Here is a 25,551-nt window from a genome sequence, read left to right as displayed (position 1 = left end):
ATATGGGCGGCCCCCCGGCGGGCCTGCAGGGAGGATAGAAGGGGTTGATGGTCTGGGGCATTGCAGCGCTCGCGCTGATCGTCGCGGTCATCGCGCTGCGGCGGTCGGCCCGGCTGGTGGAGACCGTGGACCAGTTGAAGCGGGACCAGTACGACGCCGAGACGAGGCTCAGGCGGCTGTCGGTCGAGATGAAGGAGATGGTCGAGCCGCTCCGGCTCCACTTGGCGACCGTGGCGGAGGGCGGCCGCCCGCCGCGCGACATGATCCTGGACGGGCGGCTGTACCGGGACCTCTCGGCCGAGGAGGTCAGGCGGGCGATGGAGCAGGCCGACGGCCGGAACGACGCGGTCCTCCTGCTGGACGTGCGGACGCCGAGGGAGCATGCCGCGCGACGGATTCCCGGGGCCAGGCTGCTGCCCTTCGAGGAGCTGGAATCGCGGTACGAGCGGGAGGTGCCCAAGACGGTGGAACGGATCATCGTCTACTGCGAGGGCGGGGAGCGCAGCCGCTCCGCCTGCGAATTCCTGGGCCGGCGCGGCTATGCGAATCTGTTCAACCTGAAGGGCGGGCTCGGGGACTGGCGCGGTCCGACCGAGGGCGAAGGGGCTCCGACGCCGTTGATCCCGATCGAGTCCTTGCGGAAACCCGCCCCCTCCCGGTGAGCGGACAGCCCCATGGCCAAGCCCTTTTCCGTGCTGAACGTGACCGGTCCCTATCGCGAGCCGAAGGAGCCAGCCTTCTCCTATGATTACATCGTCCAGCGGCCGACCTGGCCGACGCCGAACGCCGTCCGGGTCAAGGTGAGCATCCAGGACGAGCTGGACTACCTCAAGACGAAGATCCTGGGCGTAAGCGGCGGCTCTCCCGGACAGCAGCTCCGCGTGACCCAGATCTTGGTCCGCCGCATCGCGGACCGCAAGCTCGACATCGCCAACGAAGCGGGGATGTTCGACGAGCGCAACGACGTGATCATCAAGCCCTTCGTCGGCCCCTTGAGCCTCCACTTCGCCCCCCTCGACGCCTGGATGCAGGCGTCCAAAGACGCCCTCCGCGAAGAGATCAAAAAGACGGTCGGGATCTGAGCCCGACGGCCCGCCAACCGCACGCCCAACCACCCGATTCTCGCTTCTTTCCCGACCCCCAGGTTCTGTGGACAGCCCTGTGGACAAGTCTTGAATTGCGGGCTGATCCCCAGGTCTCAGGCCCAGCCGACCAACTTGCCTATCTTTTAGGCATTGTGGGCCGGCTCGCTCTACCCCCAAGATCCTGTGGTCATAAGGACTTCACTTAGGTGACGCTCGTCCCCTGGGAATATACTGTTCATAAAGAAAGCGTCAATGCGGGCCGGCCGCCGTTCCAGGAGCCGCGAGCGGGCCCCAGGCAGAGGCGTCCAGCCCCTTCTTTGCGGGGGTGACTTCCGTCCTGACCTCCTGGTTGTCGAGCGGGCCGGCGGGGGGCGTGGTTCCCCGCCGCCTCCGGCCGGCGGTGAGGGAACGGGGGGTCAGAAGACGCGCTTGTAGCCCGTCGAGTGGACGCCCGATTCGTCCGCGAAGCCGATGGACGCCAGCTCGGGGTGCCCGGCGTCGCGCAAGTCAAGCTGGTAGTAGCCGCGGACCTGCTCCATCGCCTCCTCGAAGGGAATGGCGTCGGGGTAGAGGGCGCCGGGGGCGTGGGCGCCGCGGGCGAGGACCTTGATGGCCTCCGGCGTCGCGTACTTGGCCGAGGAGAAGATGTACACGCGGGCGATCGCGTGGTCGCCGAGCTGGTGGCCCGGCGTGGTGGGCGGCAGGAGCGAGCCGAGCTTGTTGTCCCGCCGCGCCTCCTTAAGGCGGGTGAGCAGGCCCGCGATCTGGCTGGCGGTCGCCTGCTCCGGCACGATGAGGCCGACCGCGTTCGCCTCCGGCACCGCCGCGCCCACCCGGAACATGACCGGCGCCTCGTCCGCCGTGACGGCGTCGCGGGCCGGGTCCGGGAGTCCCTGCTGCTGGCGCTGGGACTTGGAGCTGGGCACGATGGCCCAGATGAAGATCCACAGGCCGGCGATCACGCCGAAGACGACCAGCGCCGGATGCACGCCGGCGCGCTTGCCCTCCTGGTAGGGATGCTGCTCCTGCCGCTCCGCGCTCACGCCGCCTCCTACGACACCGGCCCGGCGCCGGCCGCTTCGCGCCGCTTGGCCGCTTCCCACAGTTCATCCATCTCCGGATGTCCGAGCTCCTCGACCTTCCGGCCGGCCTTGGCCGCCGCCGCCTCGATGAAGAGGAACCGCTCGACGAACCGGTTCGTCGCCTTGCGGAGCGCCTCCTCCGGGTTCACGCGGAGGAAGCGGGCGAGGTTGACCAGCGAAAACAGAATGTCGCCGAGCTCCGCCTCGACGCGGTCGCCGGGAGCCCGGCGCCCGCCAGTGTCCCCTTGGGCGTCGCGGGCCAGGGCGTCGCGCAGCTCCAGGACCTCCTCCTCGACCTTGGCCAGCACCTCCTCGCCCTTGGTCCAGTCGAACCCCACGCGCGAGGCGCGCGCCTGCACCTGGTAGGCCCGCAGCAGCGCCGGGAGCGTCTTCGGCACGCCGTCCAGCGCGGACGCCGCGCGACCGTCCCGGCGGCGCTCGTCGCGCTTGATCTCTTCCCAGCGGGCGACCACCTCCTCGGCGCCGGCCGGGCCGCCCTCGCCGCGGGGGCCGAAGACGTGGGGGTGCCGGCCGACCAGCTTCTCGCCGAGCCGGTCGGCCACGTCCTCGATCGTGAAGGCGCCGCGCTCCGCGGCGATCTGCGCGTGAAAGAGGACCTGCAGCAGGACGTCGCCCAGCTCTTCCTTCAGGCCGGCCTCGTCGCCGCGGTCGAGGGCTTCCAGCGCCTCGTAGGCTTCCTCCAGCAGGTAGGGCTTGAGCGAGTCGTGGGTCTGCTTGCGGTCCCAGGGGCAGCCGTCCGGCGCCCGGAGCCGGGCCATGAGCTCGACCACCCGCTGGAGTCGGTCCGACACGCGCGATCCTCCCGTGAAGGCGGCCCACTATACCCCGATTCCACGGGCCGACTCAATCGTCTCGCGGTTGCGCGGCCCCAACGAATATGATAGGTTACGCGCGGTCTCACAGGCAGGAGCGCGCGGCTCATGGGCGCAGAAGAACCGAAGGGCTTTGAAATCCGTGACCGCCGCGGGCGTGGATCCGAAGGGGAGACCGCGGGCGACATCGGCGGCCCCGCGACGACGCGCGCCGCCGGGTCCGCCCCCCAGCAGGCCTCCGAGACCGCCCCGCCCGTGACCTTTTCCTCCCTGGTCTTTTCGCTCGGCACCTCCGCGCTGATGTTCATGGGCGAGCAGCTCGACCCCGCGCAGCCGCGCCCGCCGGTCAACCTCGCCCAGGCGAAGGAGATCATCGAGATCCTCTCCATGCTGGAAGAGAAGACGAAGGGCAACCTGACCTCCGAGGAACGGGGGGTGCTGGAGGACATGCTGTACGCGTTGCGGATGAAGTACGTGAGCCTGGCGTCGGGCAAGCCGCAGGCCGGTCCCTCTTGAGCCGTCCCCGATCACCGGTGCTCTTCCGCCCGCGTCCCGATCCGCCGTCCGCCGCGTCCCTCCCTTCCACAGACCGGATGAGCGCCGTCACCGGACAGTCGGCCGACAACGTTCGGGCCCGTGGCGCGTCCGCGGCGCGCCGCGCGCGGCTCGCGGCCGCGCTTGCGGCCGTGGTCCTGGCGGGCTGGCCCGTCGGGGCGACGTCCGAGCCGATCGAGGCGCCGGACCGGCTGTACAGCGCGCGCTTCGTGCTGCTGTTCCCGCGCGAGGCGGATCGAGCGGCGATCCGCCGCCTGGCCGACCGGCTGGAGCAGGCCTCGCGCTCGGTCGAGCGGCGGCTGCTCTCCGCGGCGGGCGGCCGGCTGACCGTCCACGTCCATCCGGATGACCTCTTCCCCGCCAGGACGGGAAGCCCCGGCTGGGCGGGCGGGCTGTTCGACGGGAGCATCCACCTACCGATGGGCGCGGCGGTCGCGGCGACGGACCGTTCGCTCAAGCACGAGGTGGCACACGCCGTGGTGCATCGGCTGAGCGGCGGCCATGCGCCGGCCTGGCTCGACGAGGGCCTGGCGCTCTGCCTGGAGGGCGGCGGCACCGGGGTCTGGAGCGAAGTCCTGGCGCGCCATGGGGGGGCCATCGCACCGCTCGCGAGCCTGCACGGGAGCTTCCTCGGCCTGGCGCCCGGCCCGGCGCGGGTAGCCTACGCCGAGAGCTATGCCGCGACGCTCGCGCTGATCCGCCGCCACGGCTTGAGCGGCGTGCGGCGGCTGTTGGCGGCGCTGGCCGGCGAGCCGGACGTGAGCCGTGCCTTCGAACGGGCGCTGGGCGAGCGCTACGAGGACTTCGACGCCGCGTGGCGCGCCGAGGGGCCGGGGGGACTGTGATGCCCGATCGTCCTCCATCGGCCGAGCCCGCCGCTCCCGCGCGGCCTCCCGTCGCGAAGCGGCCCGCGCCGGCGGCCAACGGCGGCCGGGAGCCGGCGCCGCCCGTCATGGACGCGGTGAGCGAGCCGGAGCGCCGGCGGCTCCACCTGCGGCCGGTCTGGATCGTCCTGCTCCTGCTCGTGCCCTGCCTCGCGCTGACGCTGTACTACTCGCAGCACGCGCCGCCCGCCGGAGCCGGGGCTGACTCCTTCCTGCCGAGCCCCAGCTACGCGCTGGTCCTGCTCCTCATCAACCTGGACATGATCGGGCTGGTCGTGCTGACGCTCCTGCTGTCGCGCAGCCTGATCAAGGCCTACTTCGAGCGGCGGCACCGGCTGATCGGGGCCGGCTTCCGGACGAAGCTGGTGGCGGCCTTCATCGGCTTCTCGCTGATCCCGACCGTGCTGCTGGCCTTCGTCGCCAGCGGGCTCGTCAACAAGGCGGTGGACGTCTGGTTCAACGAGCAGGTCGAGCAGGTGCTCCAGGACTCGCACGAGGTGGCCCGGATGCACCACGAGGGCCTGGTGGAGCTGGCCGTCAACAGCGCCCGCGCGATCAGCCGCGAGATCTTCCGCGAGGACCTGCTGATTCCCGAGCAGCGCGAGCTGCTGACCGCCGCCATGGCCCGCAAGCGGACGGAGCACGGACTGGCGGGCGTCGAGGTCTTTTCGTTCAAGCTGGAGACGCTCGCGCGCGCGGTGGACCCGGAGGTGCCGAGCCAGGTGCTCGACCTGCCGAGCGGCCAGCTCGTGCTCCAGGTGCTCAAGAGCCGCCAGGAGCTGACCTCCGTGCAGGAGGCGCGGAACGGCCGCCTCATCCGGGTGGGGGTGCCGATTGCGTCCAACGTGGTCGGCGGCGCGGTGGACGGGGTCGTCGTCGTGGACGCCTACGTGCCGGAGTCGCTGCTGGCCAAGATGGAGGGCATCGCGCGGCAGTACACGGAGTACCGCGAAGTGAAGGCGATGAAGAACCCGATCAAGGCCGGCGCGTACCTGTTCGTGGCCGTCATCACGGTCCTGATCCTGTTCAGCGCCACCTGGTTCGGCTTCTACGTCGCGCGCGGCATCACCGTGCCCATCCAGCGCCTCGCCGAAGCGACGGAAGCGATCGCCCAGGGCGACCTGAACGTGAAGATCGACGTGAAGGCCACGGACGAGATCGGCGTGCTGGTGGATTCCTTCAATCGGATGACGACGGACCTGCGGACCAGCAACTCCAAGCTGGAGGCCGCCAACATCGAGCTGCGTCAGTCCAACCTGGAGCTGGACGCGCGGCGCGCCTACACCGAGGCCGTGGTGGACACGATCGCCTCCGGCCTGCTGTCCGTGGACCGCGGCGGCGTCATCACCACGTTCAACCCCTCGGCGGAGCGGATCCTGGGCGTCTGGGGCGACCGGGTGCGCGGCCGTCCGGTGCACGAGGTCTTCAAGGAGTTCGGGCTCGACCTCTTCCAGACCGCCTACGACCGGGTCTCGGCCGAGGGACTGGAGACCCTCTCGTTGGAGGGGGTGATGGACGTCCAGGGCAAGTATCTGACGATCGGGCTCAGCGTCTCGCGGATGCGTAACGAGGCCGGCCGCGACCTGGGCTTCGTGCTCGTCTTCGAGGATCTGACCGAGCTCATCAAGGCCCAGAAGGTGGCGGCCTGGCAGGAGGTGGCGCAGCGCATCGCGCACGAGATCAAGAACCCGCTGACCCCGATCCAGCTCTCGGCGCAGCGGCTGCGGAAGAAGTTCTTCGAGAAGTCGCCGGACTTCGAGGGCATCTTCGACGAGGCCACCGAGGTCATCATCAACGAGGTGAACAGCCTCAAGCGCATGGTGGACGAGTTCTCCAAGTTCGCCCGGATGCCCGCGCCGCAGCTCACCCGCCAGTCGCTGCACGACGTTATCCGCGAGGTGGTCGCGCTCTACGGTGGCGCGCACCGGGATGTCGAGATCATCTGCAACCTGGACGAGGCCCTGCCGCCGCTGAACATCGACCGGGAGCAGATGAAGCGGGTGTTCGTCAACCTGTTCGACAACGCGGTGCAGGCGATGAACCAGAAGGGCCGCGTCTGGGTGACCAGCCAGTACGACACCAAGCGGCGCCGGGCGGTCGTCAGCGTGGCCGACGAGGGCATCGGCATCAACCCCGAGGACGAGGAAAAGCTGTTCATGCCGTACTTCTCGCGCAAGCGGACGGGAACGGGGCTCGGCCTCGCCATCGTCCAGCGGATCGTGACGGACCACGAGGGCCAGATCCGGGCGGCCAACAACCAGCCCAAAGGCGCGGTGTTCACGCTCGAGTTGCCAGCGTGAGGTCCTGACGACGCGCGGGCGACGGGCGACGACGAACGAGGAGCGGAATGGCTGAGACGATTCTGATCGTGGACGACGAGCCGGGGATCCTCAATTCGCTGGGGAAGATCCTGGAGGACGAGGGCTACGAGGTGACGACGTGCAAGAGCGGCGCCGAGGCGCTGAAGCTGGTGTCGGGCGAGCCGCCGGACCTGGTCCTGCTCGACATCTGGATGCCGGAAATGGACGGCTTGGAGACGCTCAAGCGCCTGCGGGAACTCGCGCCCCGCGTCCAGGTCGTCATGATGTCCGGCCACGGCTCCATCGAGACGGCGGTGAAGGCCGTCAAGCTGGGCGCCTACGACTACATCGAAAAGCCGCTCTCGTTGGAAAACGTCACGCTGCGCGTCCGGCACGCGCTCGACCAGCACCGCCTGCAGGAAGAAAACCTCAGCCTGCGGACCAAGGTCGAGCGCCAGTTCGAGCTCGTGGGGACCTCGCCGGCGATGCAGCAGCTCCGGCAGATCATCGCGACGGCGGGCCCGACCAGCGGCCGCGTGCTGATCTCGGGCGAGAACGGCACGGGCAAGGAACTGGTGGCGCGGGCGATCCACATGCAGAGCCCGCGGCGCGACAAGCCCTTCGTGGCCGTGAACTGCGCGGCCATCCAGGACACGCTGATCGAGAGCGAGCTGTTCGGCCACGAGCGGGGTGCCTTCAGCGGCGCCACGGCGATGAAGCGCGGGCAGTTCGAGCTGGCGGACGGCGGGACGCTGTTCCTCGACGAGATCGGCGACATGAGCCTCAACACCCAGGCCAAGGTGCTGCGGGCACTCCAGGAGCAGCAGTTCACGCGCGTGGGCGGGACGAAGGTCATCAAGGTGGACGTGCGCGTAATCGCGGCCTCGAACAAGGACCTGCCGAAGGAGATCGAGAAGGGCAATTTCCGCGACGACCTGTTCTACCGCCTGAACGTGCTGCCGATCACGGTGCCGCCGCTGCGCGAGCGCCGCGAGGACATCCCGCTGCTGGTCCGGCACTTTCTCCGGGTGAACGCGGAGGAGCAGGGGTTGAAGGTGAAGGACATCGCGCCCGAGGCGCTAGAGGCGCTGCGGGCCTACGACTGGCCGGGCAACATCCGGGAGCTGCGGAACCTCGTCGAGCGGCTCATGATCATGGCGCCGGGGCAGGTGATCGCCGCGACGCACGTGGGGCTGTTCCTGCAGGCCAGGCCCCCCGCCGCGTCGGTGAGCCCCCTGACGGCGAAGAGCTTCGAGTCCCTCCGCGACGCGCGCAACGCCTTCGAGCGCGAGTACATCTCCCGCAAGCTCCGCGAGCACGGCTGGAACGTCTCCCGGACGGCCGACGACCTCAAGATCGAACGGAGTCACCTGCACCGGAAGATCAAGCTGCTGAGCATCGAGCTGCGGCCGGAAGGGTGAGCCGGGCCGGCCGGTCGTCGCTCAAGGCCGGAGCCGTGCGGATCTGCTGTAAGCCTCGCCTCCGTGGGGCAACCGGGCGGCGCCACCGGCTATCCTACCCACTCCACGGTGAGCCCTCGCGCTCGGCGGCTTGTCGCTGTCGGTCGTCGGCGGTGACGAATGCCGGTCGGATGCCGGTCGATCCCCGAAACGTCACGGCCGAGGCGAGATGGATTGCATCCAGGGGCTTGACTCCGCAACGCTCGACGAGACCTTCGGCCTCGTTGAGCACGGTGGCGACCAGCTCGACCAGTTCCCAGTGGGCATGGTCCTGTCTGATCCTGGCAAGGATGGCGACACAGCGCTCGTCGGTGAGGTCTCCTTCAGCATGACGGCGACGAACCGCGGAAACCAGCTCGACCGGAGTGATTGCCGAGAAGAGGAAACGGTAACGACGGAACAGGGCTCTGGCCCGCCCCGTGCCGTTCTCCCGCACGTATCGTTTGGCGAGCACGCTGGTGTCGCAATAGGCCCAGGGACCAGGCATCAGGAAGCGTCCCGCTCCTGACGGAGCGTCGCGGACAGTGGGGCTCCTTTCAGCGGCCGAGGGGTCCACGACGGAAGGGGGCTGGTTTTGCTGGCAGGGCGGAGCAGGCCGGCTGCTTCCATGCGCCGGACAGCGGCCTGGCTCGACTCGGCGTGCTCAAGCGGTTTGATCACGGCGATCGGCTTCCCACGCTCGGTCAAGACAACGTCATGACCTGCCTTGACCGCCTTGATGGCCTTGGAGAAATGTTGGTTGGCTTCGCGTAATCCCGGGCGCAACTTCATGCCCTCCCCGGTCTTATGTGGTGACGTGCCTGCACTAGGCGGTCCCGCTGCCGGTGTCAAGGGTGCGACCCCTCCTCCGCATTGCCCCGTCTTTTCCCGCCGCCTCCGGGTATAATGGCGTCCCCGGGTTGGCCGCAACAGGAGTGACGACCCCATGACCCAGGAGCCGGCGACGGTCACGATCGAGAAGCTCGTCCAGGGCGGGCGGGGATTGGCCCGCCGGGATGGGCGGGTGGTGCTGGTGCGCGGGGCGATCCCGGGCGAGCGGGTGGCGCTCGTCGCGGAGGCCCGGCACAAGGGCGTGCAGGAGGCGAGGGTGGGGGAGGTGCTGGAGGCGTCGCCCGACCGCGTCCCCGCGCCCTGTCCCGTGTACGAGCGCTGCGGGGGCTGTCAGTTGCAGCACCTGGCCTACGAGGCGCAGCTCGTCCAGAAGGGGGCCATCCTCAAGGAAACGCTGGCGCGCGTGGGCAAGCTCACGGTGGAGGACCTCCCGCCGGTGGTGCCGTCGCCCGCGCCGTACGGCTATCGCAGCACGGTTCGGTTCATGGTGTTCGCCGCGGGGGACGGCAAGGACGGCCGCCGGGCGCTGACGCTGGGGTTTCACCGCGAGGGTTCGCAGGACCCGGTGCCCGCCGCCGGCTGTCTGCTGGCCTCGGAGACGATCCGAGCCGCCGCGGCCGCGATCGACGCGCGGCTGGCCGCGGGCGCTCGCCCGTCCCTGCACCTGGAATCCGTGGAGATCCGCGCTTCGACGGCCTTCGCGTCGCTGCTGCTCGTGTGGCACACGGGCCCGGCGCGGCCCGATGAGGCGAAGCGGGTCTTCGACCTCTTTGAGGACCTGCCGCGGCTCTCGGGCCAGGTGCTGCTGGCCCAGAACCACAAGCGCTGGGTCCAGGGACAGGATTGGATCGAGGACCGGATGGGCGATCTCATCTTCCGGATCGGCGACCGCTCTTTCATGCAGGCCAACTGGCCGCTGGCGTCGGTTGTGTCGCGGACGATCGTCGAGTGGGCCGCGCCGCCGGAGGGAGCACGGGTGCTGGAGCTGTACGCCGGCGTCGGGATGCTGGGGCTGCCGCTCGCCCGCGCCGGCGCGCTGGTCACGGAGGTGGAGGCGAACGAGGCCGCCCTGGCCGACGGCCGCCACGCCGCCAAGGCGAACCACGTCGGCCGCTGTCGCTTCCGGCCCTTGACGGTCGAGGCGCTGTTGGCCGAGGTGAAGCCCGGCGACTACGATCTGGTCCTCATGGACCCGCCCAGGACCGGCTTGAGCCCGGAATCCGTCCGCGAGCTGGTCCGGGTCGGCCCGCCGCGGCTCCTGTATCTCTCCTGCGATCCGGCCACGCTCGCCCGCGACCTCGCGCGCTTCACGGCCGGCGGCTACCGGCTCGCTCGACTCCAGGCCTTCGACATGTTCCCCCAGACGGCGCACCTGGAGACCCTCGTCGAACTCGCTCGTTGACCCCCTCGCGCGCCTCTTGTATGATCGCGCCGTCCTTGTCCGGAACGACGTATCGCGCGCCCCCACATCCGTTGAGAGCATGACCACCTATCGCCAGGCCGGCGTGGACATCGACGCCGGGAACGAGTTCGTCCGGCGCATCACGCCGCTCGTGCGGGCGACGTTCCGGCCGGAGGTGCTGACCGACCTGGGTGGCTTCGGCGGGCTGTTCCGCTTCCAGGCCGACCGCTACAAGGAGCCCGTGCTGGTCTCGGGGACCGACGGGGTCGGCACGAAGCTCAAGGTCGCCTTCCTCATGGACCGGCACGACACGGTGGGGATCGACCTCGTGGCCATGTGCGTGAACGACATCGCCGTCAGCGGGGCCGAGCCGCTGTTCTTCCTGGACTACCTCGCAACCGGGAAGCTGGCCGTGCCGAGGGCGGAGGCCATCGTCACGGGCATCGTCGAGGGCTGCCGCCAGGCCGGCTGCGCGCTGCTGGGCGGGGAGACGGCCGAGATGCCGTCCTTCTACCCCGAGGGCGAGTACGACCTCGCGGGCTTCGCCGTCGGGGTGGTGGACCGGGCCGCCCTCATCGACGGCTCGCGGATCGCGCCGGGCGACGCGCTCGTCGGACTGGCCTCGACGGGGCTGCACAGCAACGGCTACTCGCTCGCGCGTCGGGTGCTGTTCCAGGAGGGCGGCTTCTCGGTCGAGAGCCGCCTCTCGGACCTGGATCGCTCGCTGGGCGAGGTGCTGCTGACGCCCACCCGGATCTACGCGAAGCAGGTCCTGGCGCTGGCCGCTCAGTTCCCGATCAAGGGCGTCGCCCACATCACCGGCGGCGGGCTGACCGACAACCTGCCGCGGATCTTCCCCCAGGGCTGCGGCGCGCGGCTCGCCCGCGGCACCTGGCCGGTGCCGCCCATCTTCCGCGTGATCCAGAAGGTCGGCCGCGTGGATGAGGAGGAGATGCACCGGGTCTTCAACATGGGCGTCGGGTTGGTGCTCGTCGTGCCGGCCGACCAGGCGGACGGGGTGATCGCCCGCGCCGAGGAACTGGGGGACCGGGCGTTCCGCATCGGCGAGATCACGGCCGCCGAGCCGGCCGGCCCGCGGGTGGTCTATGTCGGCGGCTGAGCCCCGTCGGCCCCTGCGCCTCGGCGTCCTGGCCTCGGGGCGGGGCTCGAACCTGCAGGCGATCATCGACGCGGTCGAGGCGGGCGCGCTCCGCGCGGAGATCGCCCTCGTCCTCTCCAACAAGTCGGACGCGGTCGCCCTGGAGCGCGCGCGTCGGCACAAGGTCGAGGCCGTCTTCCTCGACCCCCGGCCCTTCAAGGAACGTCCCGATGCGCGGGAGGCCTACGACCGGGCCATCCTGGAAGTGCTCCGGGCCCGCGACGTGGAGCTGGTCGTCCTCGCCGGCTACATGAAGATCGTCACCTCGGTGCTGATCGGCGCCTACGAGAACCGGATGATGAACATCCACCCCTCCCTCCTGCCCTCGTTCCCCGGCCTGGACGTGCAGAAGAAGGCGCTGGAATGGGGCGTGAAACTCGCCGGCTGCACCGTGCACTTCGTCACGGAGGGAGTGGACGAGGGGCCGATCATCATCCAGGCGGCGGTGCCCGTCCGCGACGACGATACGACGGAGACGCTCTCGGCCCGCATTCTCGCCGAGGAGCACAAGATCTACCCGCGCGCGATCCGGCTCTACGCGGAGGGACGGCTGCGGGTGGAGGGGCGGCGGGTCCGGGTGCTCGGAGAAGAGCCCGCGCCGGGCGCGGTGCTGAGCAATCCGTGAACGGCGGCCTCCGCCGGTGCGCTTGGGGTAAAACTTCCGGTGGAGACGGCCCGGGCGCTCGTGTATAATACGTCTGCTCCGTAAGCGACCGGGACGCCGGACTTCCTCCCCGTCTCCTCCGCGGCCGTGATGCGTGGGGCACTTCCGCCCCGGCGATTCCCGCGGGAACCATTATCCGGCGCCCGCTCATTTGAGGGTATCGGTGGGCTTCGGCCGACGGCGGCGCGGAGCGTCGTCGGTGGTTCGCAGGGGTAGCGAGCGCCGGTCGATGGAACGCCGCTGCCCCGAGGACGAGCTAAGAAGAAGAGTGGGGGGCTAGCTCAGTTGGGAGAGCACGACGTTCGCAACGTCGGGGTCGCGGGTTCGACTCCCGTGCCCTCCACCAAATACCTCTTCTGAGGTTTTGAACCTGCGACCGGGGGTTCCGAAGGGGGTGAGCCCCCTTCGTGGGGATCGTACAAGGGGGCTGGCCCCCTTTGTAGGAGCCGGAGAGGCAAGTTTCAGGGCCGATCCGGTGACGGAGGGGGCAAATCCCCTGCCCTTTGCAGCGGGTTCGAACCTTCTTCGCGTTACAAGGCCCCTGATCGTCGCACTTCCAACGCTTGACACCTCGGCTTCCGGGTCGCGCAGAAACTCTCCGGACTCTGAACCCACTCCAGCGGGCGCCGCCCATGCTTCAGCCCCGCCCATCTTCAAAGCCCAAGTGTCGGCGCGCGCAGGCAGGCGGAAACCGAAGGTTGAGCCCCGAGCACGCCGACACTGGCGGTTGAGAGACTGAAAACACTCCCGGTGGATTTGCTCCCTTCACGCGATGTCCCGTCAGCTTCGGAAAGACGGGACTTAGAGTGACTGGCCTCACAACTCAAGCCCGACAGGCGCATCCTGCAGGACCTTGGCACGGACCGAGGAGCGCACGGATTCGACCGGAATCAGTGTCATGCGATCAGCTTGCTCCAAGGCGCTCTGTAGATCAGCGCGCCGCGGGATAGGATGTGAACCATCGCGAGCCGATTTGACGAAGCCTTCGAAGCCGTTGCGGAGGTTGTAGAGGAAAGCCTGGCTCACACGGGTATTGCCGAAAATCTGGAAGGATCGGCTCCTGTAGTGTGCGTTGAGCATGAACATCAGGCGTTGGAGATCAACATAATCTTTCACGGAGCCCTCGTTCATCTGGAGGTAGGGATACAGCTTGCCGTTGATCTTATGAAGGTCGTGGTCGGTCCCACCCATGATCTTGAGCAGGTATTCTCGGTCTCGGGTGTATAGGGCGGTTGTTGGCACCGGCGTAAAAAGCATTGGAACAATCGAACCCAAAATTTCCGAGACGAAGAGGACGGTCTTCACAACGGTGTCGATTCGCTCTCCAGGCAGGCCATACAGCACAAAGGCATTGACCTCAAGGTTCCGGAGTCTGAATCCAGCCTTCTCACAGAGTTGGACTGCCTTCACAAAATGCTCAAGCCGGACGTGCCGGCGGTTCATCATCTCTAGGTAGGTGTCGTCGATGTTTTCCACCGGCAGATAGAGCTTATCGAAACCTGCTTCCTTCATGAGGGGAAGGAGTCGTTCGTCCTGACTGAGGAACTTTGTGTCCAGCCCTTCTGGTGCGTGGAGGTAATATTTAGTTTTTTCTTTCGCCAGTGCTTCGAGGACCTTCATGAGGTAGTCACGGAACCCGAAAAGGAGGAAATCTGCATAGAACGCGAACTCTCGGATTCCATACCGGTCTCGCTTGTGGTGGATCTCCGCCACGATGTCTTCAGGCGGGCGAAACCGCACGCGCTGCTGGCCCGCGTTGATCGTTTTCTGCGCGCAATAGGAACAGTCGAAGGGGCACCCGCGGCTCGGCGTGATGATGGCGTATTGAGGAGGAGTTTTGTAGAGCGAAAGATCAGTCCACAGGTCATTGGCTTCCTCCACTTCTCCTGCTACCACGATGTCGGGACGAACGTGCAGGGCGCAATGGCTGGGGCAGAGTGTGGGGTAGATCCCGCCCACAATGATGCGGCTCTTCTTTCCAAAGTAACGTCGGCATCGCTTGACGAGGTCTCGGGATGATTCCCACCAATAGGTCATCGTGGACGAAATAAATACATCATGGGGAGGGTGCTTCATGAGCCCTCGCATCTTCAGCCACCGCTCAAACTCCCCCCATGTCTTGCCAAAGTGAAACTTATAGAGCTCCAGGCAATCGCCGTCCTTTGCGATTCTAATGGGCTGGATGCGCTTGTCTGGCTCATCGAGAATGCTGTAATCCTCATCGGTGTTGATCCTGCGGAAGCCAACCTTTCTCTCCTCACCTGCCTCCATGAAGTCAAAGAGCCACAGCTTCTTGTAGCCCAGCTTCTGAACCCATGATGCGATGCGAAGGAGACCGTATGGTTGTGACCACTCCGCCCAGTATTGCGTGTCGTACACTGGCGGGTTGATGAGCAGGGCGGTTCGCCGTCCGAAGTGACCGGAAATGCTATCCCGACCGAAATGCCGGTCTAAAAGGGCAGGATTGTCCCTGATAGCTGTGTTCTTCATTTTCTGCCTCCCGTTCCGGTGGCACTTCCTGAGCAGTTAGGCGAAGGCCGGGAATATGGCAATCGATCAAAGTGCGCGTCTGACGTATTCATAGATTCCTTGCCACGATTTCACTCGGATAAGGTTAGGCGGTAATGACTCGGGGTTAGATTGGTTGTATGGGTGATCAATCAAAAAGACAACTTCACAGATGTTCGCCAGCTTCTTCGCCTTAATGAGGTCATCCTCCACAAAGATGCGAATCTTTCTCTCCCGGGAGATCAGAAACCGATTTCTGGTAAGCAGGAGAGGATCTGTCGTGTTGGTATTCCCCCTCTCAATGATGAGCCGGTCATAATCGAGCCCGTGGTGGTTCAGCCATTTCTTCGTCACTGATCGGATGAGCCTGCCACGGATCAGGCCAGGAATGCCCCGTTCCTCCAACCAGGAATCCAGCCTCGCCACGAAGTTCCAACGGCTAGGCCGGGCCCATAACGAGAGTTTGGCCCAGGCGGACCAATATTCACTCTCTCGGCTCGGAGGAAAGGTGCTGGGCTGTGGCCAGCCGCGGTGTGTGAAAACCCATACACGGTATCCGAGCAGGTTGCGCAACTTTCGCACTAGCTGACCTACCTGCTCTTCTATTGGGGGCATGTCATTCCAGTAACCAGGCCAATTGAACACAGCATGCTCGTCTGCTTCTGTCACGCGTCCACCAGGGATCTCGTGCACAGGAATTTGAGTGATCAACTCGGGGTCTATATCCTTGCCCACCTGACTCTTAAGCACCTGGGCGAATTGTCTTCGGTGATCATTAAGAACCCCGTCAACGTCAATCCCCACAATGTGTCCTCGGAGATACTCCCTCTCACGATGCTGTCCTATGAAGGCGTAAAGGAAAATGTGCAGCCACAGACAAGCCCCGACCCAGAACCAGAACCAGGAATCCGTGGGCCAACCGCTGGCTCGCCAATAGAAGTACAGTCCAGCCCCCAGATAACTGGTGCCTACTGTCGCGAAGGTCAGGACAACCCAGATGAAGTAAGTGGGCTCGATGTACCGAGGGAAGGTCGCGGTTCTTGGCAAGGTTCGAAGTTGGAGCTCGTTCTCGAAGGTAAGCTGGGAGTTGTTATAAAAGTACTTTCGTATGCCGTTCACGGTGCGTGCATAGAGAAGCGCATCGCACCGAAGGTTGATGACATACCCTAAAACGAACAGACCAATCAGCGCTATTAGACTGAGAAAGAGGGCTGGTATATGAGGCTCAGCAGTAAGAAATTCGAGAATGCCGCTAGCCTTCAACTCCTTGGAATTCAGGAAAATAACGGCGGCGGCGACAGGAACCGACACGATCACGATATAGTGCCTGATGAAGTTGGAAAGAGAATCGACCGTGTTGAAGTGGGCCTGCGCGATGTTGGTGTACTCAGCGAGGAGAAACTCTTCAAAAGGGGTCTTCCCCATCGCAGTGGAAGGCTGGGACGGGCTAGCCTCTGTTTCCATGCTTGCCTCTATTCTTCAAGGTCTTTCAGCGAGGCTTGCACCTCGTGGAGTTCGGCATCAGACATGCCCCAAAGCTTGGCCGCGAGTTTGTCGATTTCGGTCTCGACTTGGGCTAGGTCCTCGTGGTCGCTTTCTGAGGCAGCCAGGCTGTGGGCCTTGCGGGATGCTTTGGACAGCCCGAGATGTGTCGAGTCCTTTCGATCAAACTTGGGGACCCCGATGTACTTCATGATGTGCGGTGATGGATGAAGAGCGATGTAGCCTCTAACAATGAAATTGGCTGGCGATGAATTAAGTAAGGCGCATATGAAATGCGCTTCATCAGCATCACCACAGGCGATGGCAACCAACGTGTGATCTGGAACGTGAACTTTCTTTCCGTTCTTAGTTAGCTCTGAGACTGCCGCTTGTATGTCAATCGAGACCTCTCGCCACATCACCTTGAAAGGGGCCAAGGTATAGGGCCCAATGTTGTACATGGAATAGAAGGGATCGGCCGCGGTATCGAAGTATTTCAAGAACCCACTACGCTTTCGCAGCTCGTCCTCCCAGGATTTCAGATACTCGTAGGTCTTCGGCCACTTGGTCATCATCTCCTGCTCGTCCCAGCCTTTTCTGGTCCGCGGGTTCTGGGCCATGATGATGTGAAGGGACGGCGTTGCCTTCCAGCGCTCTACGTCCTGGCCGCGAAGGAGCGGGTAGAGGAGATCCGGTTCAAGGGCAACCTGGACAGAATCAACTTTCTTCTTGCCGACTTCGCCGCAGTTGTTGACTAGGACAACACCGTCTGGCCGCTTTTCGAGGACTTCGACCCAATATATGCCGTTGGCCCAGGTACATGATCCTGCGTGTGCTTGGCCGTCATAAGCCGATTTCCCAATGGCGCGCTTGATGGCCCGGAGCGCTTTCGGCCTTCCCGAAATCCAGGGGGAATAGGGATTGCTGTCATCGATCGGCTCGGCGGTCCACTGCGACATGCGAATGTACTTGTCCAGAATCTCATCCAGAGAAGCGTCTTCAGGGAGGCCACGAGCTTCTGGCTTCTTGCGCCAGTAGCCCACATTGACCGGATACTTGGTGTGCTTGCCCTTGTCGCAGACCAGTATCGCGGTACGGTTCGCGGCCCCCTCAAACGGCTTGAGCGCGCTCATATCATCAACCCAGAACACGCCAAAGGCCTTCCCCTTTTCCCCGAGGCGGAATCGCCTGAACCCTTCTGCCCCGCCTTCGGTCTTGAAGATTGTCTGGGTGATGACAAATCCCAGGCGCCCGCCGTCCTTGAGGTATTTGTCGACCGAGACATAGGTCATGAGCACCGAAATGTCCTTTTTGCCCCCGCCCATCCGGGCCCGCCAGCCTTTCAAGGTGAAGAGGCCATAGTGGTCCCAGAGGACCTTGCTTTCATCGCGATAGAATTTGGGTAGCGACTCCCAGTTGACCCAGGGCGGATTGCCTATGACAAAGTCCACGTTCCTCGTGAAGACCGGCGCAAAGGCGTTCTTGATGATCCGTGCCCAGATTCCATTGACTCCCCGGCGCTCCAACTCATGAAGGTGGGCGAAGAGCTGTTGTAGAGTTTGAATGTCCCGGTCGTCGCGGTGCTTATCCAGTGGAAACGCTTCGAGGGCCCGCTCGGTGAAGACCGCTTGCGCCTGCTCGATAGGCTTGTCCCGCGCGATTTCGACGCACTGCTCAAGGAGGCTTGCGAGGGTGTCGACGTATTGGGCAGTGATAAGAGTCTTGGGCAATTCAAATTCGCCCACAGCCGTGTTGAAGCGGAATTTTCCGTGGGAATGAAGATCAGACCCCTCGCCGGGCGTCATGATCGAGTCGGCGAGGTAGATCGGGATGTTGATCTCGCCTGACCGATGCTGGAGTAGATCACCAAGGGCGAGCAGATAGTTCGTTCTGGCAGAGATGACGGCCAAAGGGTTGAGGTCAAAACCCGTGACATTCTGAAGGATCAGGTTCAGGAGCTCTGGTTCACGGAGGTGGCCGATGTGTTCCTCGACGTACCGTCTGATGAACCGAATGACCAAGACCAAGAACGTGCCCGAGCCGCAGGCGGGATCGAGGTAGCGCTTCCGCGGATCGCACTGGGGATAGTCGCCTTGTCGGCGCTTGCCCACCACTTGGCCGATGAGCCGCTCGGCGAGCCAGTCCGGGGTATAGTACTCACCCAAGTTATGCCGCAACTCACGCGGCATGAGGTCCTGGTAGAGCTTCTTCAGCAGGTCTCTGGTCAGTTCCGGGTCTACATCAAGGGTCACCAGGGAATAGTCTGCGAGCTGGGCGACGACGCTTCTGATCGCCTCGCAGAGCGGCTCGTCCCATATTTCCAGGTACCACTGGAAAAAGTCTCCCTCCAGGAAATTGTTGATCCCCAGTTCCTTGAAGATGCCGCCCCGCTCCATCTGGTGGAGGTACTTGAGGAGTGCCCCACTCTCGTAAGAGGCCACGGCTTTGAGACCGGTCCCTAGTTTCGGAGCGGTGTAATACACAGCCACTTGGACCGCTAGCAGCTTGATGAACGTCGCATAGTAGGTGTGGATGCAGAAAAAGAGGCGAAAGGGGTCTGGCGCGGAATCCTTCACCCCGAAGATCTTGGCGAATTTATGCACGTCCAATTTTGAAGCCACATCATAGTCGCAGACCTCGCTGAACATCCGGCCCCACTGTTCGTAGAGCTTGTGGACCTTCGGGTTAGCTGCTTTTTGGAGCACTGCATAGAAGGTGGCAACGCACTGGCGACTAATGGTAGTGGCTGGGCCAAAGTCACGGACGAGATTGTCTGGGATCAAAGCCAGCTCCGTCCGCATGGCGGACAAGGTGCGGAGAAAACGTTCGACAGACACCCGGTCGACCGGAACAGGATCATCAACGTGCCAGGTCTTTTCGCGCTGGCGGACAAAGATGAAGTGTCCCCCGTCTAGGACGACACCGGCCAGGCGCTCGGGTTTGTGGCGCTCGACGCGTACCAGGTCCTGAAGGTACGTCCGGACTTGACCGATGGCATGGTCATTGGCACGAGCGCGGTTGTCTTTCTTGAGGGAGAAAGGAGGTTCGTATTCGATGACAAGACGGTTATAGACAGCATCCGCGCGTCCATTGATGAGGGTGTACTCCTCCCGGAGATTCAGTTGAAGCCCAGCCTTATCGGCGAAGGCCTCGATGTGCTTCGTCACGGCGTTTTGAAACTCGCGCTCGTTATGAGCGCCAGTGGCGGCGTCGCCGATCTTCTGGGCAAGGAGCGAGGCGTCGGACCTGATTTGACTGTCAAGGGCGTCTGGACTCAGCGGCATGGTCTACTTCACCCCGGGCTGCTTGTAAGCAGGCAACGGAAACTCAATCTTGATTGGCTGACGATAGATCGCATGACTCAGAAGTAGCTCCCCCTTGGCCAAGCGGGTAAGGCTGCTTTTCAGCTCATCGGGAAGAAAGCGATAGTCCGGCATGCTGATCTCGGCCGAACCGGAACGGCCCAGTACCTTGGTGGCAGTGTTTCCAGTGACGCGCGAGTGGACACCGCTCATGAATTGCTGGGCTGAGATCAGAATGACGCCGAGCGAACGTCCGCGTTCGGAGATTTCGAGCACCTGGTCAATAATGGGGGATGACTGGCGTCCGGACGGCGCGTATTTGTTCAGTTCATCAACGAAGACAAGGATTTTCTCGGGGCCTTCGACAAGGTTCCCTTGTTCGTCTTCGGAGCCCTCGGATTTGACCTTGTAGAGCGTCCTGATGATGTCGCCGAAGACGAGCGTTTGCTCCTCATCGTGGAGCTTGGCGATGTCCACAACGTAGGTGTGCCCTCCTTTGATCTTCATTAACTCTTCAGACAGGGCCTTTTGACGGGCGGAGAGAGCCCCCCGAACGAAAAGCCCGGACGATCGGGTCACGATGAACCGACGCATGTGGCGGAGGAAGACTCCCACGGAGGAAACCTTGATGTCGCCAAGCGGCTGCGCGACGCCATCTTTGACCAGCGGCTCGCCAGAGAGGAGCTGGTCGAATGAGGACACGTTTTTGAACTTCCCTTTGGTGTCGCCCAGCCCTTTCTGAACTTCGCCAATGATTGATTCCAGGGTGCTGTATGTGTCGGGTACATTAGCGAAGAGCAGCTCAAGCTTGGCGGCGGCGTGGGCCAGGTCATAGGCGTAGATCTGAGCTTTGGGTATATCCCCCGTCTTGACGTGGGCGTTGGGCTCTGCCGTATGTCCCTTCGGAAGGAAGAAGTGTGTCTTCTTGGGATCGAAGTGAACAGGCTTGAGGCCTACTGCCTCCCACGTTTCCTGGAACTCGGCCTCTTTTTCTTTATCCTTCAGCGGGCTTCTGGGCTGATCTATGTACAAGAGGTCGTCACCCTTCACGTTCAGGATTACGACAGCTAGCTCGTCCGGGTCCTGCGACTTTTGCAGGATCGATTGGATGACGAACATCGCATAAGAGGTCTTCGTTGCCAGCCCGCTGATCCCGGAGATGTTCACGTGGGCGGACTCCGGTCCAAGGACGTAGTGCCTGTCCAGGTAAGCCACGGCTGACTGTCCGCTGGTCAACTTGATAAGCCCAGCAGGTATGGCGCGGGCAGGCTGCTCTTTGAGGAGCACATCCATGCCGAGGGCCTTCTGGATGCCTTCAGAGGTTGCAAAGCGGACGGTACGTTCGTTCGGAACAGGCATGTAGATTTCATCGGTATTGCTGAGGACATTGACATGGGCGATCGAGGTGCCCATCCGAGGGGTGTTGGGAACCTCTTCGACCTGGCCGAAGTTATTGGAGATGAAATTTGAGAGGTGGGATGGGGCGTCAGTGATGTGGTCGATTGTGGTGATCAGTCCATAGGTCACACTGGATTTGCCGGGGAGGGGATGGACTTGTTCGACCTCCACAATGTCAAATGGGTTTGCGATGACATCCGGTGCCAGCCAGAAGTGAAACTTCTCCGAAGTGCTGGGGGTGCGTTCGGTCGCGGAACATCGGCCGACGATCTGCTGGGCGGCTGCCTGGGGCGAATTTGCCTTGTTGTTGGGATCGGGCGGAGTTGATTCTGGCTTGGTTGTCGCCATTGGGCTCTCCTATGACGAGGCTGGTGCCATGGGACGTGGCCATCTGATTGCCCCCAAAAGCACCTCTTGCGTGTAGAACCGAGACTTGATTGTCTGTTCTGCGCAGAAGATCGGGTACAGATGGCAGTGCCATCGTTTGTCCTGCCCGTAGGGGGTGACGCTTCGTTCGGCGACGAGGGCTGAAGAAAGCCGATTGACCAGGTCGGCAGATGCCGGCGAGCCCGTTGGGCATGGAAGCTCGATCTTCAGGACGCCCATGAGCGGGTAGTCCAAATGGACTTGCTCCCACAGTCGCACGTACCAGAACGCAACCTTCCCTCCATGCGCCTGAAACGCGCGTGTGCGGTGCGCGTACGGCAATCCCGCGATGAGTCGTGTCACGTCTACGTTGCGGGTCTTGTGGCCAGGGATGTGAAACTGAGGTTTCTTGTCGAACGATTTCGCTGCCCCGATCAAGTGGTCCACCTCGATGAAGTCGTCGAGTTTGACCGCGCCATCCAGAATCACCCAGGCATCATCATTGCGATACCCATCGGTGGATTTAATAATCTCCACTTCCAGTCGGTGCATTCGATTCCGCGCAATACCCCCTGCGCGGGTTCGAAGATCTATGTCTCCCTTTGACGTGTGAATGGTTTTCTCGGTCGTGTCGATGACCAGGAACGTTTCATCTGGTGTGTTCAACTTGGCAAGTTCATTGAAGATGTCGTCCGACATGCCGTCGCCGCCTTTGGGAATCAGGAGAAGCACGCGGCTCCGGTGACCCTGCTGGGCGAGGCGCCCATCGTTGAGACGATGAATACAGGCCGAACCGATCTGGGCAAGCTCAACAGGGAAGGTTCGGTCTCTCTCGATGGCGGTCGCGATGTAATATGTCCGCAGGCTGCCATCGATGAAGAACCTGAAGAGATGGTCTTTATTACGGTGAATTGGAGGGGTAGGGACATACAAGGACTGGCCAGAGGGATCAGGATCTTCGGCGAAGGCATTGATCTCGGTCAGGTCCTTGTTCACGAGGCTATCTTCCAGCTCCTCTATGTCGGGACGCTGTAGATCCTCTACGGCTCCGCCGGTAGCGGGGAGAACCCGTAGGTTCTCTTGGAGGACGCGCAATGCACTTGAGATCTTTGCGAGATCGAACATGTCAATTGCCTTACAGCAGATGAAGGAGCACCTGCTTTCGGCGGCCAGCCAGAAGCGAAAGGTCTACCTCCGCCGAGGGTTATGAACGCCGGGACGACTACGTGATTTCTTCGGAGCGGGCCGCTGAGATTTGGCCCACTCGTCGATTTCTTCGCGGTTGAACCGCCACTGGTGGCCTATCTTCGAGACAGGGATTGTTCCCTGCTGGGCGAACCTATACACAAGATCGGTGCTGAGTTTGAGATATTTGGCCACTTCCTTAACGGTGAGCCAGTTGTCGGTCATAGAGCGCCTTGCCTAGCCTGCGTAATCGTGCGGAAGGAATCGGAAGAGATCGTAGATTGCCAGAGAAGAGAAGTCAACAACGAATAGCCCGCGAAGGAGGCGCGTTGGGAATGTCGTTGCCCTTTTCTGTCAGGGTGGCGGGGGAGCCCACCAGGCTTGGGACGCTGGCTCTGCCTCCCGCGCGCAGCAAAAGGCAGAGCGGGGAGCGCCGACCACTCTGCTGGTGGGAGGGGCGGGTCTGGGGCGAGACGCAGGATGGGAAGTGTCTGAGGGAAGCGAAGGCCGGGAGAGAAGTCTTGGGGAGGGGCGGGCTTACCACAGGCGCAAGTGGAAGACCCGAAGCGGCTACTTGATGAGGGTTATTCGCCTTTCCAGGGCGTGCCGGGAAGTCGCGCCACGAAGTCTCGGCGCACCAGGGTGAGCGCCTCGACTGGATCATAGGTGACCCCAGGTGCAAGCATCGGCTTCACGTCGTCCAGAAATGCCTTGTCTTGGGCCTTTGCCGCCAGATTTTGTTCAAACTCCGCTCGAGTGATTTTGAGGCCCTGTTGGCCGAGGTAGGCCTGAAAGGCGCTCACCACTCGCCCCGGGTCGATCTCAACCCGACGGCGGGCGTCCCAGAGGTCAAAGAGATCCCGGCCATGGCGCCGTTGGTACAGCGCACGAAACTTGGTTGCGAGCAACTCATCAACCTCGAAGGTCAGGATATCGGCTTCACCGCTGAACCAGCGGGAACTCACCGAAAGTGGACTGGTGGCATGTCCATAGACGGAGAAGTGTTCGCGGGTCTGGATCTCGATCTTGAGCCGCAACCGCCGGACCGGCGGAATCTCGGAGTCGAACCGATAGAGCAAGGTGACGTTCGTTTCGCCTTGGTCCCGCCCGGGCTCGCCGAGCCATGCCAGCCGGTTCCGGATTCTGTCGAGAAGACCGCCAATAGGACCAGGGCGGACCTGCACCAGATCGATATCCTCTGAGTAACGGCTTGGAGGCGAGAGCACGAGCTTGTGCAGGGCCGTGCCGCCACGGAACGCCAGGGCCTCCGCCAAATGAGAATCCGAGTAGACGTCGATCAACGCACGGGAGAGGACCAAATCTTGCTCGACCATGCCATCGTCGGCCCATGGAGCCACTTGCCGCCATGCCACAATGTCGGCCTGTGGAACCATGAACTATTGTTTCCGCAGCTCCAGCTCTTCGTTCACAGCCACTCGCCACCGGCGGTCGCGTGGGGCGCCTGCAGTGGGCAGGTCTGGCCGCAGCGGGGTCACGCGCGGGGCTTCCGCATCGATCCATGCGTGCAAGGGCGCTGTGAGCTCAGCATGCCCGATGTGCTCAAGCAGATAGCCTAAGCGCTGAGCGTAGACCGGTTCGCCATCCGCTTCCGCTGTCTTGGCGAGCGCCGCGGGATCAAGGCGCTCCGCCAATTCGTTCAGAACGGTCGCCACGTTTGAGAGAAAACCGGCATGCTCGGCGTACCGGACAAGGTCAAGGGCGGTGGCTTCAGGGCTGGAGACTCTGATGTCTCCGGTCGCGGTCTTGATCCCTACGGTTGGTGTCTTGGAGACACGCGCTTTCTTCACGAAGCGGATGCGTACCTTGCCGATCTCGACGAGGCGCAGCGGCCGATCAGTGACCACTTGTAACTCGTGAGGTGCCTGGTGAGCCGCCCCATGCAATGCAGCGGCAGAGAGCAAGCCGACGTAGTAGGGACGGTCGAGGTAGGTCATCAACTCCCGAATGAACCATGAGGGAGGGATGGACCCCGCCGCTTTGTACTCCGGTGGAACGACGACATAGAACCCTCGCCGTGGTGAAGCTACGCGGCCGGACCTGACCAGACGCCACAGAGCATTTTTCAACGCGATATCCGAAAGGCGAAGCGCCCGGTGCGCCTCCTCTTTGGTGAACACGTAACGCCCTGAGGATTGAAGGGCTTCAATGAACGCGCGTGCGTTGGCCGGCAGCGGTGCCGGTTTCGAAAGGTCGCGTTTTCTGCGACTTTTTGTAACTGATCTGGATTTGCCTCTGCGCATCGGGTGCATAAGGTAGCATTTTTTGCGACTTTTTGAAACTGCGAGCGTCGCAGGGCCGGATTCTGGGGGCCGGGGGGGAGTCCCCTTGTGGGTGAGGGAAGCGCTGCCTTCGCCGAAGGCGAGACGCAGAGCGGGGAGCCCCGACCACTTTGGCGGGAGGGGCGGGGCTGAGGCGCAGTGCAGAGGGATGCCTGAGCGGAGCGAAGGTCACGACAGCAGAGCAGCTCTGCCGCCGAAGCTGGCCCGAAGGGCCAGGCAGGGGGCGTCGGTGCCCGTTGTGAGCAACGGAGGGCAACAACCTGAAGGCCACAAAGCCGAGGCGAGGGAAGGTCGCATGGTGGCGAAGGAACGTAGCCACGATGCAACCTTAAGTGGATTCAAGGTGAGGGAGTCTGCCGAAGCAGAGCGAAGGCAGCCTCCCGAACTTGATCTAGCGGGCATAGCTCGCCATTATGAATCCACTTTCCACCACTGAGGGAAGGCTGGCTCACCAAGGGCGCACGCGGAAGACCCGAAGGGGCTGAAGCCATCCGACTGAGACAGCCAGGGCGGGTGGGGCATAGAATCGGCTTCCGGCTACTGACAAGCAGCCGGTGCGGGCGGGGCGGAAGGCACCGTGAGGCCGGAACGAGGTGGCGCGCCCCCCTCAACATGAAGAATCCTTCAGAACCGCCCGCAGGCCCTGCCGTGCAGGCAGGGCCCAGCCGATGCCAGAGAAGGCCGAGCGGCCCAGCGAGGCGTGTCAATCATCAGCCGAAGTTGACCCTTTTATTCTGATGTGAAATTGCCCCCTC

General features: G+C 63.5%; 21 protein-coding genes and 1 tRNA gene. 10 read left to right on the top strand and 12 right to left on the bottom strand.

All coding sequences use genetic code 11. From position 1 onward, the window contains the following. Positions 1 to 47 precede the first annotated feature (47 nt). Both AC1U7O_RS16215 and AC1U7O_RS16210 read left to right on the top strand, forming a co-directional pair. On the top strand, positions 48 to 662 hold the full coding sequence (locus AC1U7O_RS16215; RefSeq protein WP_479895926.1) for a rhodanese-like domain-containing protein: 615 nt from the start codon (positions 48 to 50) through the stop codon (positions 660 to 662). A gap of 12 nt (positions 663 to 674) precedes the next feature. Beyond that, complete coding sequence (locus AC1U7O_RS16210; protein WP_479895925.1) at positions 675 to 1,082, top strand: hypothetical protein; 408 nt, start codon at positions 675 to 677, stop codon at positions 1,080 to 1,082. 419 nt (positions 1,083 to 1,501) lie between these two features. Here AC1U7O_RS16210 and AC1U7O_RS16205 read toward each other — a convergent pair whose 3' ends face one another. Further along, positions 1,502 to 2,128, bottom strand: a complete 627-nt coding sequence (locus AC1U7O_RS16205) for a hypothetical protein (protein ID WP_479895924.1) — start codon at positions 2,126 to 2,128, stop codon at positions 1,502 to 1,504. Positions 2,129 to 2,136: 8 nt separating this feature from the next. Beyond that, positions 2,137 to 2,979, bottom strand: a complete 843-nt coding sequence (mazG, locus tag AC1U7O_RS16200) for a nucleoside triphosphate pyrophosphohydrolase (protein WP_479895923.1) — start codon at positions 2,977 to 2,979, stop codon at positions 2,137 to 2,139. Positions 2,980 to 3,108: 129 nt separating this feature from the next. Between mazG and AC1U7O_RS16195 the strand changes: the two genes are divergently transcribed. The 4 genes from AC1U7O_RS16195 to AC1U7O_RS16180 all read left to right on the top strand — a co-directional run bounded on the left by AC1U7O_RS16195 (position 3,109) and on the right by AC1U7O_RS16180 (position 8,160). Continuing rightward, on the top strand, positions 3,109 to 3,516 hold the full coding sequence (locus AC1U7O_RS16195; protein ID WP_479895922.1) for a DUF1844 domain-containing protein: 408 nt from the start codon (positions 3,109 to 3,111) through the stop codon (positions 3,514 to 3,516). 77 nt (positions 3,517 to 3,593) lie between these two features. Further along, complete coding sequence (locus tag AC1U7O_RS16190; protein WP_479895921.1) at positions 3,594 to 4,400, top strand: peptidase MA family metallohydrolase; 807 nt, start codon at positions 3,594 to 3,596, stop codon at positions 4,398 to 4,400. Further along, complete coding sequence (locus tag AC1U7O_RS16185; RefSeq protein ID WP_479895920.1) at positions 4,400 to 6,739, top strand: sensor histidine kinase; 2,340 nt, start codon at positions 4,400 to 4,402, stop codon at positions 6,737 to 6,739. Before AC1U7O_RS16190 ends, AC1U7O_RS16185 begins: the two co-directional genes overlap by 1 nt. 47 nt (positions 6,740 to 6,786) lie before the next feature. Continuing rightward, complete coding sequence (locus tag AC1U7O_RS16180) at positions 6,787 to 8,160, top strand: sigma-54-dependent transcriptional regulator (protein WP_479895919.1); 1,374 nt, start codon at positions 6,787 to 6,789, stop codon at positions 8,158 to 8,160. Positions 8,161 to 8,254: 94 nt separating this feature from the next. Here the strand turns inward: AC1U7O_RS16180 and AC1U7O_RS16175 are convergent, their stop codons facing one another. Then, positions 8,255 to 8,686 carry a type II toxin-antitoxin system VapC family toxin gene (locus AC1U7O_RS16175; protein ID WP_479895918.1) on the bottom strand — a complete coding sequence of 144 codons (432 nt, stop codon included), beginning with the start codon at positions 8,684 to 8,686 and terminating at the stop codon, positions 8,255 to 8,257. Beyond that, the gene (locus tag AC1U7O_RS16170) at positions 8,686 to 8,970 is read right to left on the bottom strand and encodes a type II toxin-antitoxin system Phd/YefM family antitoxin (protein ID WP_479895917.1); all 285 of its coding nucleotides are present in this window, start codon (positions 8,968 to 8,970) and stop codon (positions 8,686 to 8,688) included. The genes AC1U7O_RS16175 and AC1U7O_RS16170 overlap by 1 nt, the downstream gene beginning before the upstream one ends. Positions 8,971 to 9,124: 154 nt before the next feature. Between AC1U7O_RS16170 and rlmD the strand changes: the two genes are divergently transcribed. From rlmD to AC1U7O_RS16150, 4 genes are all read left to right on the top strand, one after another. Continuing rightward, the gene (rlmD, locus tag AC1U7O_RS16165; RefSeq protein WP_479895916.1) at positions 9,125 to 10,432 is read left to right on the top strand and encodes a 23S rRNA (uracil(1939)-C(5))-methyltransferase RlmD; all 1,308 of its coding nucleotides are present in this window, start codon (positions 9,125 to 9,127) and stop codon (positions 10,430 to 10,432) included. 79 nt (positions 10,433 to 10,511) lie between these two features. Beyond that, on the top strand, positions 10,512 to 11,552 hold the full coding sequence (gene purM, locus AC1U7O_RS16160; RefSeq protein ID WP_479895915.1) for a phosphoribosylformylglycinamidine cyclo-ligase: 1,041 nt from the start codon (positions 10,512 to 10,514) through the stop codon (positions 11,550 to 11,552). After that, positions 11,539 to 12,216 (top strand): phosphoribosylglycinamide formyltransferase, encoded by a 678-nt coding sequence (purN, locus tag AC1U7O_RS16155; RefSeq protein WP_479895914.1) that lies wholly within the window; start codon positions 11,539 to 11,541, stop codon positions 12,214 to 12,216. The genes purM and purN overlap by 14 nt, the downstream gene beginning before the upstream one ends. Before the next feature lie 309 nt (positions 12,217 to 12,525). Then, a tRNA-Ala gene (locus tag AC1U7O_RS16150) sits at positions 12,526 to 12,601 on the top strand. A 470-nt stretch (positions 12,602 to 13,071) separates the two neighbouring features. Here AC1U7O_RS16150 and AC1U7O_RS16145 read toward each other — a convergent pair. The 8 genes from AC1U7O_RS16145 to AC1U7O_RS16110 all read right to left on the bottom strand — a co-directional run bounded on the left by AC1U7O_RS16145 (position 13,072) and on the right by AC1U7O_RS16110 (position 24,757). Beyond that, a complete protein-coding gene (locus AC1U7O_RS16145; RefSeq protein ID WP_479895913.1) occupies positions 13,072 to 14,745 on the bottom strand; it encodes a B12-binding domain-containing radical SAM protein in 1,674 nt (557 codons plus the stop codon). A 66-nt stretch (positions 14,746 to 14,811) separates the two neighbouring features. Then, on the bottom strand, positions 14,812 to 16,227 hold the full coding sequence (locus tag AC1U7O_RS16140) for a hypothetical protein (protein WP_479895912.1): 1,416 nt from the start codon (positions 16,225 to 16,227) through the stop codon (positions 14,812 to 14,814). Positions 16,228 to 16,235: 8 nt separating this feature from the next. Further along, a complete protein-coding gene (locus AC1U7O_RS16135) occupies positions 16,236 to 19,529 on the bottom strand; it encodes an Eco57I restriction-modification methylase domain-containing protein (RefSeq protein ID WP_479895911.1) in 3,294 nt (1,097 codons plus the stop codon). Positions 19,530 to 19,532: 3 nt separating this feature from the next. Further along, the gene (locus AC1U7O_RS16130; RefSeq protein ID WP_479895909.1) at positions 19,533 to 21,293 is read right to left on the bottom strand and encodes an ATP-binding protein; all 1,761 of its coding nucleotides are present in this window, start codon (positions 21,291 to 21,293) and stop codon (positions 19,533 to 19,535) included. 9 nt (positions 21,294 to 21,302) lie between these two features. Beyond that, positions 21,303 to 22,436 carry a hypothetical protein gene (locus AC1U7O_RS16125; protein WP_479895908.1) on the bottom strand — a complete coding sequence of 378 codons (1,134 nt, stop codon included), beginning with the start codon at positions 22,434 to 22,436 and terminating at the stop codon, positions 21,303 to 21,305. 63 nt (positions 22,437 to 22,499) lie between these two features. After that, complete coding sequence (locus AC1U7O_RS16120; RefSeq protein ID WP_479895907.1) at positions 22,500 to 22,721, bottom strand: helix-turn-helix domain-containing protein; 222 nt, start codon at positions 22,719 to 22,721, stop codon at positions 22,500 to 22,502. A 359-nt stretch (positions 22,722 to 23,080) separates the two neighbouring features. Continuing rightward, positions 23,081 to 23,890: a nucleotidyl transferase AbiEii/AbiGii toxin family protein gene (locus AC1U7O_RS16115; protein ID WP_479895905.1), complete on the bottom strand. Its 810-nt coding sequence runs from the start codon at positions 23,888 to 23,890 to the stop codon at positions 23,081 to 23,083. 3 nt (positions 23,891 to 23,893) lie between these two features. Next, positions 23,894 to 24,757, bottom strand: coding sequence for a type IV toxin-antitoxin system AbiEi family antitoxin domain-containing protein (locus AC1U7O_RS16110; RefSeq protein WP_479896066.1), 864 nt, complete (start codon positions 24,755 to 24,757; stop codon positions 23,894 to 23,896). Positions 24,758 to 25,551: the final 794 nt, after the last annotated feature.

Source organism: Candidatus Nitrospira neuquenensis (genome assembly GCF_979578155.1).
This window is presented reverse-complemented; position numbering and strand designations above follow the sequence as displayed.

Excerpts from the sequence above, each read along its gene's own strand:
- AC1U7O_RS16180 (WP_479895919.1), top strand. The coding sequence starts at position 6,787 with ATGGCTGAGACGATTCTGATCGTGGACGACGAGCCGGGGATCCTCAAT.
- AC1U7O_RS16135 (WP_479895911.1), bottom strand. The coding sequence starts at position 19,529 with ATGCCGCTGAGTCCAGACGCCCTTGACAGTCAAATCAGGTCCGACGCC.
- AC1U7O_RS16215 (WP_479895926.1), top strand. The coding sequence starts at position 48 with ATGGTCTGGGGCATTGCAGCGCTCGCGCTGATCGTCGCGGTCATCGCG.
- AC1U7O_RS16195 (WP_479895922.1), top strand. The coding sequence starts at position 3,109 with ATGGGCGCAGAAGAACCGAAGGGCTTTGAAATCCGTGACCGCCGCGGG.
- purN (WP_479895914.1), top strand. The coding sequence starts at position 11,539 with ATGTCGGCGGCTGAGCCCCGTCGGCCCCTGCGCCTCGGCGTCCTGGCC.
- purM (WP_479895915.1), top strand. The coding sequence starts at position 10,512 with ATGACCACCTATCGCCAGGCCGGCGTGGACATCGACGCCGGGAACGAG.
- AC1U7O_RS16130 (WP_479895909.1), bottom strand. The coding sequence starts at position 21,293 with ATGGCGACAACCAAGCCAGAATCAACTCCGCCCGATCCCAACAACAAG.
- AC1U7O_RS16190 (WP_479895921.1), top strand. The coding sequence starts at position 3,594 with ATGAGCGCCGTCACCGGACAGTCGGCCGACAACGTTCGGGCCCGTGGC.
- AC1U7O_RS16170 (WP_479895917.1), bottom strand. The coding sequence starts at position 8,970 with ATGAAGTTGCGCCCGGGATTACGCGAAGCCAACCAACATTTCTCCAAG.
- AC1U7O_RS16120 (WP_479895907.1), bottom strand. The coding sequence starts at position 22,721 with ATGACCGACAACTGGCTCACCGTTAAGGAAGTGGCCAAATATCTCAAA.
- rlmD (WP_479895916.1), top strand. The coding sequence starts at position 9,125 with ATGACCCAGGAGCCGGCGACGGTCACGATCGAGAAGCTCGTCCAGGGC.
- AC1U7O_RS16110 (WP_479896066.1), bottom strand. The coding sequence starts at position 24,757 with ATGCGCAGAGGCAAATCCAGATCAGTTACAAAAAGTCGCAGAAAACGC.
- AC1U7O_RS16175 (WP_479895918.1), bottom strand. The coding sequence starts at position 8,686 with ATGCCTGGTCCCTGGGCCTATTGCGACACCAGCGTGCTCGCCAAACGA.
- AC1U7O_RS16125 (WP_479895908.1), bottom strand. The coding sequence starts at position 22,436 with ATGTTCGATCTCGCAAAGATCTCAAGTGCATTGCGCGTCCTCCAAGAG.
- AC1U7O_RS16210 (WP_479895925.1), top strand. The coding sequence starts at position 675 with ATGGCCAAGCCCTTTTCCGTGCTGAACGTGACCGGTCCCTATCGCGAG.
- AC1U7O_RS16140 (WP_479895912.1), bottom strand. The coding sequence starts at position 16,227 with ATGGAAACAGAGGCTAGCCCGTCCCAGCCTTCCACTGCGATGGGGAAG.
- AC1U7O_RS16115 (WP_479895905.1), bottom strand. The coding sequence starts at position 23,890 with ATGGTTCCACAGGCCGACATTGTGGCATGGCGGCAAGTGGCTCCATGG.
- AC1U7O_RS16145 (WP_479895913.1), bottom strand. The coding sequence starts at position 14,745 with ATGAAGAACACAGCTATCAGGGACAATCCTGCCCTTTTAGACCGGCAT.
- AC1U7O_RS16185 (WP_479895920.1), top strand. The coding sequence starts at position 4,400 with ATGCCCGATCGTCCTCCATCGGCCGAGCCCGCCGCTCCCGCGCGGCCT.